Below are 12,287 nucleotides of genomic sequence, written 5' to 3'. Positions count from 1 at the left end.
ACTTTTCTAAGCTGCCTGTACGGCAGTGAACAGGAATAATATCAGACAATCACGTTGATTTATTGAAGAAAAACGCAACGTCTTTCTGTCAGCCCCTTTTTCACCCAAGTTGTATATATAAAATAAAATCAATAAGTTAGTAACATAAAATAAAAAGGGGTATATTGCGCTCTGTTTTAATCTTCCACCATCCGCGCATACTCTTCTGTCAAAAAATCCACCAGCGCGCGTACGGACGGCAATAATCCACGGCGGGACGGGAATACCGCATGAATCACCTCTCTTCTGGGTTCCCATCCTTCCAGCAAGGCAACCAGCTCCCCCGCAGCCAGTTGGTCTTTCACCATTAAAACAGGTAACTGAACGAGGCCGACGCCCGCAACGGCCGCTTCACGCAGCGCCAGCATGTCTGTGGTGATCAAACGCGGTGTAAAGTGAACTTCAGCGCGCGCGCCCTGTGGACCAAAGAGTTCCCAGCGGTGGATATGTTTACCTGAAGCCAGGCTCAGTCCGGGCCAGTGATGCAGTTCTGCTGGCGAAGAAGGATTCCCCATACGCTGTACCAGCGCCGGGCTGGCAAACAAACGGTGCCCCCTGTCCGCCAGCACGCGCATCACCAGATCGCTGTCTTCAAAAGGACGCGGCCGGACGCGAATTGCAACGTCAATGCCCTCACCAACCACGTCAACACGGCGGTTGGTTGCTTCAAGTTGTAACGACACATCGGGATAACGCGCCATAAACTTCGCCAGCATTGGGCCGATATGTACATGTAGCAACGTCACTGGACATGTCAGTTTTACAATGCCGCGCGGCTCGACCTGTAAGGCGGCTATCGCATCCTGCGCCGCCTGTGCTTCCACCAGCATTGCCTTACAATGTTCATAAAAGGTCTGCCCGACTTCGGTGACATTAAATTGCCGCGTGGTTCGTTGAATAAGGCGAACGCCCAGCCGTTCCTCCAGTTGCGCAATACGTCGGCTAAGCTTTGACTTTGGTTCATCCAGCGCTCGCCCTGCCGCCGCAAATCCCCCCTCCTCGACGACATGAACAAACCACGCAAAATCATTGAGATCCGGTTTTGTCATTACATTGTCCTGTTTATAGAACGGTAAGGTCTATTTTAGCGACTACTCAGATCATTGTCATAGATATAAGCTTATTTACATCAAGACAACGCCACCGAGGAGACCACCATGAAACAGATTACAGGCGTCTATACCGCACCTCGCCCGCACTGGGTTGGCGATGGATTTCCGGTTCGTTCGCTATTCTCTTATCAGTCCCATGCAGAGCAGTTAAGCCCGTTCCTGCTGCTGGACTATGCCGGGCCGCATACCTTTGCCCCTGGCGCCGAAAACGAAAAACGTGGAGTGGGAGAACACCCGCATCGCGGCTTTGAAACCGTCACGATTGTTTACAGCGGCGAAGTTGAGCACCGCGATTCAACAGGCCGCGGCGGCGTCATCGGCCCTGGCGATGTGCAGTGGATGACCGCAGGCGCAGGCATTTTGCATGAAGAGTTTCATTCTTCAGCCTTTACCCAACAGGGAGGCGAGCTGGAAATGGTGCAACTGTGGGTGAACCTGCCCGCGAAAGACAAAATGGCGGTGCCGGGTTATCAAAGCATCAGCAGCGATCTCATCCCTGCCGTAACGCTGCCTGACGAAGCCGGAACCGCGCGCATTATTGCGGGCCGCTATCAGGATGTGAAAGGCCCGGCGCATACCTTCTCGCCGTTGAATGTCTGGGATATGCGCCTACAACGCGATCGTCATCTTACGCTGCCCGTCGCTGAAGGGTGGAGCACCGCGCTGGTCGTCCTGAAAGGAAGTATTACGGTGAATGGCACAACACCGGTAAATGAAGCGCAACTGGTGGTGTTAAGCCAGGAAGGTGAAAACCTGTATCTCGAAGCCAGTAGCGATGCCAGCGTTCTGCTGTTGTCGGGCGAGTCGCTGAATGAACCCATTGTCGGTTACGGCCCATTTGTCATGAACACAAAACAAGAAATCGCAGAAGCCGTACGCGATTTCAACTCCGGCCGTTTTGGCCAAATCTGAAAACATTGAGGAGTACACAATATGTCCAGTCCTGCTAATTTTAATGGTTTGCGCCCGGTAATTGACGTTAACGATTCCGTTATGCTGTTAATCGACCACCAGAGCGGGCTTTTCCAGACCGTTGGCGATATGCCGATGCCTGAATTGCGCGCCCGTGCGGCCGCGCTGGCCAAAATGGCAACCTTGTCGAAGATGCCAGTCATTACGACGGCATCTGTACCGCAGGGACCGAACGGCCCGCTGATCCCGGAGATCCACGCCAATGCACCGCACGCGCAGTATATTGCCCGTAAAGGCGAGATCAACGCCTGGGATAACGCTGATTTCGTCCAGGCGGTAAAAGCGACCGGCCGTAAAACGCTGATCATCGCCGGTACGATTACCAGCGTTTGCATGGCATTCCCGGCGATTAGCGCAGTCGCGGAAGGTTATAAAGTGTTTGCTGTCATCGATGCTTCCGGCACCTACAGCAAAATGGCCCAGGAAATCACGCTGGCACGCGTTGTTCAGGCGGGCGTCGTACCGATGGATACCGCCGCAGTGGCTTCCGAGTTGCAGAGCACCTGGAACCGTGAAGACGCAGCAGAGTGGGCTGAGGTCTACACCAAAGTGTTCCCGGCGTATCAGTTGTTGATCGAGAGTTACAGCAAAGCGCAGGAAGTGGTGAAAAACGGTGAGATACTGGATTCACAGCGCTAATCGTATTCCCTGCTCCCCCAGGGCAGGGAATATGTTCATTGCGTAACCAAACGATAATTAAAGCGTAAATTCTGCTTGACCGTTTTGGCGCAACTCCCTATAGTAGCGCCCCGTTGCCCCCCAAGCGGTCAGGCAGCAATACAATATGGTGAGGTGTCCGAGTGGCTGAAGGAGCACGCCTGGAAAGTGTGTATACGGCAACGTATCGGGGGTTCGAATCCCCCCCTCACCGCCATATTCAGAAAGAGAGCTCGTACGAAAGTACGGGCTTTTTTTTCACCTATTGCACGTACTGTGGGGGGATGAGAACCCACGACCGGGGTTCGACAACTGGCGGCAGCCAGTTGGACAGACCGCGAACGCAGAGAGCGGGCTGCCCGCAGGGCGAGCGAAGCGAGTCAATCCCCCCCTCACCGCCATATTCAGAAAAGAGCTCGTACGAAAGTACGGGCTTTTTTTTCACCTGTTGCACATCGCCGGATGGCGGCGCACACGCCTTATCCGGCCTACGAGTGGCGCTCTGTAGGCCTGATAAGCGAAGCGCCATCAGGCTTCTCAGAACCAGGGAATGGTCGCCGTAGAACTTAATCCATAGCTTGTGAATGTCCCGCTAACAGGTTCAGAACGCAGTTCGCCGTGGCGAATAAACACCCGAAATTGTTGCTGATTCGACAAGCTCTTAACGTTCAGGTAAGGCAAATCGCTATGCTGTTCGGTTGACTCCACCAGGCGCAGTTGCGCCTGCTCTTCCGTTAACCATCCCTTCCTGACGGAACGCCGCAATAACCGTTGCGGACTGCTTTTCACCTGCACCCGACTCACCGTGCGCCAGCCTTTTACAGCCGGAACAGGCGTTATCGCCATACACTGGCAATAATCATTCAGCCCCTTGCGCCATGAACCGGCCTCAAGTTCCTGTAACGCCAATAACGAACCATGAAGACGCAAGCACGATCCTGGCGTCACGCCAAACTGGGGGAAGCTAACGCCAATATCCCCCTTTCCCCTTGCGCCTAACGCACGATGCAGTTTGGCAAATAACGCCGCCATCAGCATTTCAGTATTAAATTCAGGGTCTGGCAGGACACGGAGATCAAGATAGTGATCCATCATCGCTCCTTATTCGCTTTTCTCACCAAATACGCCGCCGCGAACCAGTACCGCCATCACATAATGCTGCTGAGCGGCATCCGGTTTCATACCCTTAGTGACCCAGTTATCCAGTAAGGTATAAAAATCCATTTTATCCTTCGGCTGGCGACACGCTACGCCACGACTGGTTACTGAGCCATAGGGTTCTACCGCAATCGCGCCCAATTCTTCTACTTTTGGGTGCCACGTATCGACGGTACGCAAAGCGTTGCCGATTTTCTGCGAGTGAATGCCCGCAACACCACTGACCTGGTATAACACCCTGCTTTTACTGCTGTTACTGTCCAGCACCAGTTCCTGCGAAGGAAAAACCTCCTGCCCGGCGCCCAGATGCACCTGCGCTTCGACAGTCAGCATGACCCATTCCTGACCGCTTAATCCTTTTTCGATTATCGCCGCCAGTTGGCTCAGCGAAGCATCTTCCTGCTCAAACTCACGCAGGGAATAGTTGTGACTGTTAAAAATCCATTCCTGCCCACTGGCCGCGACATTCACCTGGATCTGCTCAGCGCCAATGCGGTTGCGCCACAGGAAACGTCCGTTCGCCAGATTCGTGGCGTACCTGCGTGCCAGTTCACCAAATCCATACTCATTGATATAGCCATCAATAACCTGCTGAAGCGCATCCTGATATGCCATATCATTACATACCGATGGCGTAGATAAATTACCCAACACGCGCAGCGTAAACACCACTTTCAAGGTGTCGGCATCTGCCGGTAAGGCCGCAATATCCACACGTTGCAGGTTTGCTTTTTGAATTTCCGCATCCAGCTTCGCCGGATCGCTGGAAATCGCATTTTTCAGCCGATTGGAAATCGTTCCTCGAACCGCCTTTTCCTGAATTTCAATCGGTTGCCAATGATCGCTTTGCCAGTTACCCGCATACATCATCGCATCGGACGTAGCGAGTTTGCGCTCAAATGCCAGTACAGAAGCGGTTTTTACAGATACAGGAGCCTTTGCCATAGTCATGTCCTTATTCTAAATCGTCGTCTTCGTTAAACGTAAAGTCGTCTGCGACAGGCATTGCAGAGCAATAGTAGCCAGTGTCGGTTGTGCGGTAACGCCAGAGAAGCGGCTGAATATCCGTAACACGATGCAACCCACGCCATTCTCCTACGCCATACACCGCCTCGGTAAACGCAAACGGCGTCGAATTATCGCGCGCACTGGCAACCTCTCCGGGGGAATAAAGCGGAGAAATACGCTGATAGCCGCACATCAGCGGCACCAGATAACCAGGCATCGGCTTAGGCTGATATTCCCATTGAGCGTTGTCCCCCTCTCCCGGTGGTATAGCGCGGTACTGGATTGCGGCAAAATCTAACCAGGCATCCAGTAATGTGCTTTCCGGCTGTTGTTGTCGACGCTGGTGATAATGCGTTGTCAGCCATTCGCTGCGGTCGCAAAGAGCAAAACCCGGCATCAGCCGCCAGAGGATCTGACGGAGCTGTTTTTCATCATCCGGCGCAGGAAATACCTGCGGATCGCGCAGACTGACAATACTTCCGCCCGCCAGCTTTTGACTCTGACACAGCATTTTCAACCGCGAACAAAACGCCTCTTTGCCGTATTCGCCATTCACGATTTCACCCTGGCACTCAATCACCAGGGAGACGGTAAGGTGCATTCTTCCTTCTTCATTGAACGAGGCCGTTTTCCCTTCTTTAGTCAAAGGGTTACGCGTAAGCGCAAACTGATAGTCACGCCCTGAGGAATATGCCTGAACATGAGAATGATGGCTGATCACCGCGCAGCCATCAAAATGCACGCCATGCGTGGCGCGCACTTTACGGGAAAGCGCATGCACGTACCCCAGGAAATGGCTTATCGCGGGAAAACCCCAGGTTAACCCGGCAACGGCATTCGCATTCTCAATATGGATATGGGGCAATAAAATCAGATAACGCATTTCAGCGCCTCCCGCAAAATCGCTTCCATTTCCCGCATCCGCTGGCGAAACAGCGATTGCGTCCGCCATTCCCGGCGCTCAACAAGCCCCACATCCAGACGCGCCTTATTCAGCCGATAGTTCAGCCAGCGTGCGAAATCATCCGCAACGCTTATTTGCCAGTCATCTTTGTCACGTTCAAGACGGAAAGTTTCATCCGTCTGGCCGCGCCAGGGATCGAGCCAAAGCTGCTGATGGATGGGGAGATCGGTATTATTTCGCGTCCAGCCTTGCCAGGACGCCTGCTGGAAAGTGGCGGCATGCATGAAAAGAAGGTCGATAAGCTCATCAACATACGCTGCTCGCGCATTGCGAATAGCGTGATTATTCTTCTCAGTATTTTCTTTCAGCAGAAACACCATACGGGAAACAATACCTGACGCGGCCCGATTAAACGCGCCGCGCAACGCAAAGAGATTGCGCATATTTTGCGGCGCTTTATCCAGATTCAGCCATTGAGGCGGCTGCGACGACAGCAGCCAGATACGCCCACCGCGCGCGCTGTTCAACGCAGAAATATTCTGCGGCTTGGTACCGCCAAAATGCATTTCAGCCATGTCTGGATAACGAACATCGGGCTGCGGATGCCATTTACCCGCTTTGCGCGCATCGCGTACCGCTTTCGCCTCTTCTCCAAAGCGAGATGCGACGAGTTTTTCATGCAACACCTGCGCCAGCGAGGTAGCAAACAACGGACACAACAGATGGTAATCATTGCCTACGGGGAAATAGACCTGTTTAGCGAGTTTATGCGATGCCGGCTGAGTGGGCGTTAACGCACGATTAAACCCTTCCACCCACTGCGTCAGTTGAGCGTCATTCTCAGCAAAGGCGTGAAGCGGTTGATGTTCACCCCGTTTCAGGCAGGCCAGCAGCGAGTCACCCTCGACGTCGGTTTGTAACAATTTCGCGACGTCAAGCGCGGCGGCGTTTCCAACGGCATCCGTCGGGAGGTTCTTAAGCGACGCAGTGCTTAAATACCCCTCTTCACCCACGGTATCGCGATATATGCTGCTGCTTTTTGAATCCCCGTGGGTAAATTTAGCCGCATGCGTCACCAGGCTAATTTGCTCTGCTCGCCTTGCCGCATCCGTCAACCAATTTTGCGGTTGATAGCGTGCCTCAAGCGTCTGACGTTCCAGGGCGATGGTACTGGCATCTTCTCCCTGCGCCAGTCGCTTTGCAGCCTCTTTTTCAAAGGCTTCCAGCTTTGGCTGCCTTCGCGAGGCAATGTAATCGGTAATAAAATGGGTCAGTGCTTCGGTTGTCATAACTGCTCCCGACGTTCTTAATTAATATCCCTGTAAACACCCAACCACGGGTGGTAACGCCAGTCGCTCGTCACATCCTCTTCATTTACAGGTACGCTGATCTCACCGAAAATTTCACCTACGCGGTTAATCTCAGCCTGTTGGGCATCGGCCAACGCCAGCAACACCTGGCGGTAGTCCGTACATCCCCAATGGTCTGTTCCCTCTGCATACTCAACGTCCTGAAGAACAAATTTATCGGAAGCCTTGATGTTGCCGTTTTCGGTATGAAATGCGAAATAAGGCTCGCTCTCTTCCTCTTCCATATGCAGAAAAAATCTGGCTTCCGGCTGCGACTGACGAAACGGTGTCTTACGCTGTAGCCAGGCGTTCCAGGTGAGCGGCTTACGCCACCAGTTTGCGGCAATAATCTGCCGGCTCTTACTGCTGAGTAATTCTTCCCTGAGCCGCATATGCTCCAGTTCCGCCAGTTTATTTTCACCATTTGCAGGCAAAATACGTGGCAATGCAGTGATCGTCTGATAATCCTGCGGTGGTAATAGTTCACGCAGGTCGTGACTGGCTAATGGATGATCCTTATTTTCAAATCCCGGCTTACAAAACGCGGGAGAGCGCTTTCTCAGCGCTTTAATATTACTGCTGAGAATCACCAGGTTTTCGTTCTCTGGAACGACGCGTCGATGGCGCTGTATACGTCCGGCGAACTGAATAATGGATCGCATAGAGCTGGGTTCGATGATGCCCCAACTGCTGTCCCAGTCCCTGCCAACCTCCATGACGGAAGTCCCTAACACGACAAAAAGGTGATGCTTCTCCGGGCGGAGATTGAGAGCTTTTGCAATATCTGGATGTTGCCAGAGCGTATCGGGCTGATGGCGAGTAAATGCGCTATCCAGACATTTTTCGATGGCTGAACGCACCGCCAGCGGGTGCCGGGCATGGTAGACACAATAATGGATACAGACATCCTGCGGCGAAGGGATCGCCATTAACGCTTTTGCGACAGCGACCAGCGGATCGATATTCGCGAACCGGACTAAACCCAATGACACGGTCTTACCACCGGAATGCGTCTCTTTATGCGCGTGATGTAAAACCTGCATTTCCGTATGCACGGCGCGGGCCACGCAGGTAATGACATCGCTCACCTCTGGCGACACTGGAGATACGGGCGAAATACGCCCAAAGTGCAGACGAGGTTTTGCCGCCAGCATTGCCGCCCGCTGCTCAACAAATGTTTTATGCGCAATGCTAAAGCTGCGTCCATCCGCGATGTGCTCCACCTTCGCGCCTTTTTCATCGAACCATGCGCAGCAAATATTCATCGGTTTCTCTGACGCGCCGCAGGACGCCTGCCATATTTTGCGCCCGGCAAGCCAGGCGGCAAACATTGCCTGGATAAGATCCGGCGGCAGCGTTGCCGACGAGAGCAGCACGCGAGTTCCCAGCATCCCGGCCCAGTTCATCAGGCGGCAAACGGCATGCAGATCGGCAATATCAAAATCATCAGGTTCATCCAGCACCAGATCGCTGGTCAGCAAGCGCAACATCGCCGGTAGCTGCTTCCCGCCACGCACGCCTTCCGTCGCCGAAATCAAATGATCGAGGGTTGTCACTAAAACAGGCGCACTGACTAACGCCGACAATTTCCTGTCGCCGCTCAACCATTTTTCCAGCGCCCCCGTTTGCACACTGCCTTCATAATGAACATATTGCTGTTCTTCAGACAAGGCCTTCGCCGAGGCGCTATCCCTGTCTGGTTCCGGTTCTTTTTCCTTCTGCCACAACTGCTTCACCGCACCCGAGCCAATCAGTACCGCCAGGTCGTCGTCGTCCAGCTTCAGTCGATTACGCAACGCATCGCCAGTTTGCAGCGTCAGCGTGCGTAATCCCATTGCCACAGTGAAGCGACAGCCTTCCTGCTCATCAGCCAGCGCATACATTATTCGTGCATTGGCAAACGTCTTCCCGCAGCCCGTCGAAGCCATATTGACGCCGAAAAAACCCTCTTCCCGACTCCGCTCACGCAGCGCGGCAGCTACATCCCAGGCTTTATTTTGCCAGTGATAAAGCGGATTACCCGAACGCTCACGAAAACCTTTATGCCTTGCAATCGCCGGAAGCGACGAACGCACACGCGCCAGTTGTCTCCCCAGAAGCAATGCGTGATGCGCGACACCGGTCAGATGCTCATCAACCCGTTGTTTTAGCGTGCCATTTTTCCGATCGCTGTTTGCCCATACACAATAATCAGGATCTTGCCACGTTGGGTGAGGATGGCTGGAAGAGTAGAAGTGATCGGCCAGCATCAGACAAAAACGCGCCATATGCAGCGTGAACAGTTGATCCATCTGTCCCCACTGTTTTAATGCCGCGGCATTCTTAGCGCGCCGGGAGATCTGACGTGCTTTCTCCCGCCAGACGCGACTTTGTACAGGCGTACCTGATGGAAAAACCCAGACATTACGAAAATCGACGTCTCGCCACCCTTCTTTTATATGATTCACGGCGTTCCAGTCTGCATTAAGCTGATTTTCAAGCCAGCTCTGACATCCCTCCAGCACGTTGTCGCCACGCAGGTTTTCAGGAAGACGGTGATGAGACAAAATCAGCCAGGCGACGACGCTGGCGAGCGGTGGAAGCGTACGAAAAGGGCTGTCAGAATAGCAGGGGTTATCCTTGCGCAATCGAGCCAGAAGTTCAGCGTCGTCATCCGCAGACAACTCACCGAGTTTTGCCAGCCACTGTTCATCATGTTGCTCACCGACAAACGCCTGAAACAGGCGTACCGAAACCCATTCATGGCGATAAGGTTGATAACTTTTAGCTGTTTTTTTCGTCAGGCTTTCCTGAAAACAGAACCCTGCCTTACCAAAATCATGAAACAAGCCCGCAATCGCTGCTAACAGCGCAATGCTTTCCGCACATCGCCACCGATGTTCATCGGTGTTCGTGATAAGCGTTTGTGTGGTTCGGTTGGTAGGAACACGCCCTTGCGCATTAAAACGACGTATATTGCCGACAATCCATAGCAATTCCATTTGCCCGTTTTTCTTCAACCAGTGGCAGGCAACCGCAGTATTACGCCTTGCGGTTTTCCGTAATAAACGGCGCAGCGTGTTAACGCCTTCTAAGGTGATGATGGTTTGCCAGGCCGCGTCTCCCGTTCGCTCAGCAAACTGATCAAGTATACGGCAACTCTCCTCGCGAGCGCGTTTGGTGCAGCGAGAGATAATCAGCACATTCATTCGCTATCCTCAGCCAACTGTCGCGCCGTGTCCTGAAGCGTGGTGATCATTAAATCTAAAGCATCAGACTGCTGAAATCTATTAATACAGCGCTGGCGGAACGCCTGTGCATCCTCCCCCTCCATTGCCGCGATAAACGCTTGCGGCATGACAAGCGCGTCTTTGATAAGATCGGCCAAATCAAAGACCAGGCCGCCGCGACGCGTTTTACCGTGCATAACTGCCAGACCGTGTGGGAGCCCTGTAACCCATGCCGCAACAGCCGCTAATCCGTATGCCAGATAATTACCCTGATCCAGAAACCGATTCGCCATATCCAGACCACCGCCCCGTTTTGCTCGGGTAAAATCGCCATATCCAACGGTCTGGCTCACCAGTTTATACAGCGCTTTTGTTAATTGCGCCTCTTTGAGCATTAAATGAGTATGATCCTCTGCTTGCGCCATAGACGCATCCGCGCGCGTGATAATATCATTTAATCGTTCCCGGTCTGGCTGAAATATTTTCTGTGATGATGGAGCTAACCAATATTTTTCTATTTGCTGCAATCTTATTTTCTGAAACATCTTTGCCGCGATCAGTCTTTTTTCTTCTTTAAACCAGAAAGAGACCCAATGCTGTAAATATTCAGTCGGCCGATATTCACTTTGCGGTGACAGCCATGACACATCAATATCAACTTCATTTGCGGAATAAAGCGGCGTACCATCAGTGCCACAGAAGCCAACCATCACGCCAGCCCTTGCGAACTCCCGCATCGCCGCCTGTGACACTGACGTGCCCATGCCCAGCATCACTGCCGTAGTATTCGCGACAGGAATATTCCAGTAATACGATTCATTACCTGCACTCGTAATGTATTCAACTCGCCCACCATTTACCTGCACACGACACTTTTCAAGATAATATATATTGGCGCGTTTAGAGTGCAGAATGGTTTTTAAATCCGAAGGCATAATTGAATTTGCAGACATATCTATTTAAACCCCGTCATTTTATGTGTTATCGATAGTACTGATGAGGCTCCGGCAGATGAAATGATAAAAATCAACAAAAGAGCTTTCAAAATAAATAATTACATTTGTGGTGTGGTAGCTGCCTGTACGGCAGTGAACTGATAAGTGAATCGCCAGTCCTGAACCCCCTCTTTCTAAGCTGCCTGTACGGCAGTGAACTGCTGCCACTTGCCTGGATGCCGTGACCCGTTTTTCTAAGCTGCCTGTACGGCAGTGAACATTTGGGCGTTGTAGCCGGAGCTGCCGATTCGTTTCTAAGCTGCCTGTACGGCAGTGAACCTTCTAAGAATGTCCCCGGGGAAGCAGCTGCTTTTCTAAGCTGCCTGTACGGCAGTGAACCTGAAGATGGAGATTGCGTCTGGACTTGCTAATTTCTAAGCTGCCTGTACGGCAGTGAACTTGCCCTTCCCCTTCCCCTTCCCTTTTTTGAACTTTTTTTTCTAAGCTGCCTGTACGGCAGTGAACTTACTGGACGAACTATTCGTTACTTCGCTTGTTTTCTAAGCTGCCTGTACGGCAGTGAACTTGAATAGAACCGTGAGTTGCAGCCAAAACAGTTTCTAAGCTGCCTGTACGGCAGTGAACGGTTGTATGCGCAGGAGCTACGTGTTTTGTCTTTTCTAAGCTGCCTGTACGGCAGTGAACACGAGTTGGGCATCATCAAGCGGTATTCGAAGTTTCTAAGCTGCCTGTACGGCAGTGAACAAGCCGAAAGAGCATACGAAACATGCTGGGATTTTCTAAGCTGCCTGTACGGCAGTGAACATAAAAAACCATTGTTCCCGGAATTGCACACTTTTCTAAGCTGCCTGTACGGCAGTGAACCATCAACCAAAGCGCTGACAGTTTTACTTCCATTTCTAAGCTGCCTGTACGGCAGTGAA

The 12,287-nt window shown here is 52.4% G+C and carries 9 protein-coding genes, 1 tRNA gene, 1 other RNA gene and 1 CRISPR repeat array (1 of these 12 only partly in view); of the genes, 4 read left to right on the top strand and 7 right to left on the bottom strand.

The window, feature by feature from the left end:
- Positions 1-176 precede the first annotated feature (176 nt).
- Positions 177-1,088 (bottom strand): LysR family transcriptional regulator, encoded by a 912-nt coding sequence (locus tag OGX93_RS09580; RefSeq protein ID WP_012133045.1) that lies wholly within the window; start codon positions 1,086-1,088, stop codon positions 177-179.
- Between the two features lie 108 nt (positions 1,089-1,196).
- On the opposite strand from OGX93_RS09580, the gene OGX93_RS09575 reads away from it, so the two are divergent.
- From OGX93_RS09575 to OGX93_RS22340, 4 genes are all read left to right on the top strand, one after another.
- Positions 1,197-2,063, top strand: coding sequence for a pirin family protein (locus tag OGX93_RS09575; RefSeq protein WP_286449808.1), 867 nt, complete (start codon positions 1,197-1,199; stop codon positions 2,061-2,063).
- A gap of 21 nt (positions 2,064-2,084) precedes the next feature.
- Complete coding sequence (locus OGX93_RS09570) at positions 2,085-2,762, top strand: isochorismatase family protein (RefSeq protein WP_049011452.1); 678 nt, start codon at positions 2,085-2,087, stop codon at positions 2,760-2,762.
- 147 nt (positions 2,763-2,909) lie between these two features.
- A tRNA-Ser gene (locus tag OGX93_RS09565) sits at positions 2,910-2,997 on the top strand.
- Between the two features lie 45 nt (positions 2,998-3,042).
- Positions 3,043-3,181: non-coding RNA, RtT sRNA (locus OGX93_RS22340), on the top strand.
- 136 nt (positions 3,182-3,317) lie between these two features.
- Here the strand turns inward: OGX93_RS22340 and cas6f are convergent.
- From cas6f to cas1f, 6 genes are read right to left on the bottom strand one after another with little or no spacing between them, the layout of a single operon-like run.
- The gene (gene cas6f / locus OGX93_RS09560; RefSeq protein WP_199977785.1) at positions 3,318-3,872 is read right to left on the bottom strand and encodes a type I-F CRISPR-associated endoribonuclease Cas6/Csy4; all 555 of its coding nucleotides are present in this window, start codon (positions 3,870-3,872) and stop codon (positions 3,318-3,320) included.
- Between the two features lie 9 nt (positions 3,873-3,881).
- Positions 3,882-4,883 carry a type I-F CRISPR-associated protein Csy3 gene (gene csy3 / locus OGX93_RS09555; RefSeq protein ID WP_200053975.1) on the bottom strand — a complete coding sequence of 334 codons (1,002 nt, stop codon included), beginning with the start codon at positions 4,881-4,883 and terminating at the stop codon, positions 3,882-3,884.
- Between the two features lie 10 nt (positions 4,884-4,893).
- Positions 4,894-5,829 (bottom strand): type I-F CRISPR-associated protein Csy2, encoded by a 936-nt coding sequence (csy2, locus tag OGX93_RS09550; RefSeq protein ID WP_275155975.1) that lies wholly within the window; start codon positions 5,827-5,829, stop codon positions 4,894-4,896.
- Complete coding sequence (gene csy1, locus OGX93_RS09545) at positions 5,817-7,139, bottom strand: type I-F CRISPR-associated protein Csy1 (protein ID WP_286449807.1); 1,323 nt, start codon at positions 7,137-7,139, stop codon at positions 5,817-5,819. The genes csy2 and csy1 overlap by 13 nt, the downstream gene beginning before the upstream one ends.
- Positions 7,140-7,156: 17 nt before the next feature.
- Positions 7,157-10,387 (bottom strand): type I-F CRISPR-associated helicase Cas3f, encoded by a 3,231-nt coding sequence (cas3f, locus tag OGX93_RS09540; RefSeq protein ID WP_286449806.1) that lies wholly within the window; start codon positions 10,385-10,387, stop codon positions 7,157-7,159.
- Complete coding sequence (cas1f, locus tag OGX93_RS09535; RefSeq protein WP_049009757.1) at positions 10,384-11,361, bottom strand: type I-F CRISPR-associated endonuclease Cas1f; 978 nt, start codon at positions 11,359-11,361, stop codon at positions 10,384-10,386. Before cas1f ends, cas3f begins: the two co-directional genes overlap by 4 nt.
- A gap of 113 nt (positions 11,362-11,474) precedes the next feature.
- Positions 11,475-12,287: direct repeats of the CRISPR family, unit length 28 nt; unit sequence TTTCTAAGCTGCCTGTACGGCAGTGAAC (it continues 362 nt past the right edge of the window).

It is taken from the genome of Citrobacter sp. CK195 (assembly GCF_030333365.1).
In the GTDB taxonomy this organism is placed as follows: Bacteria; Pseudomonadota; Gammaproteobacteria; order Enterobacterales; family Enterobacteriaceae; genus Citrobacter_B; species Citrobacter_B koseri.
Note: the sequence above shows the minus strand (reverse complement) of the source record. Positions and strands in the feature narration are given on the sequence as shown.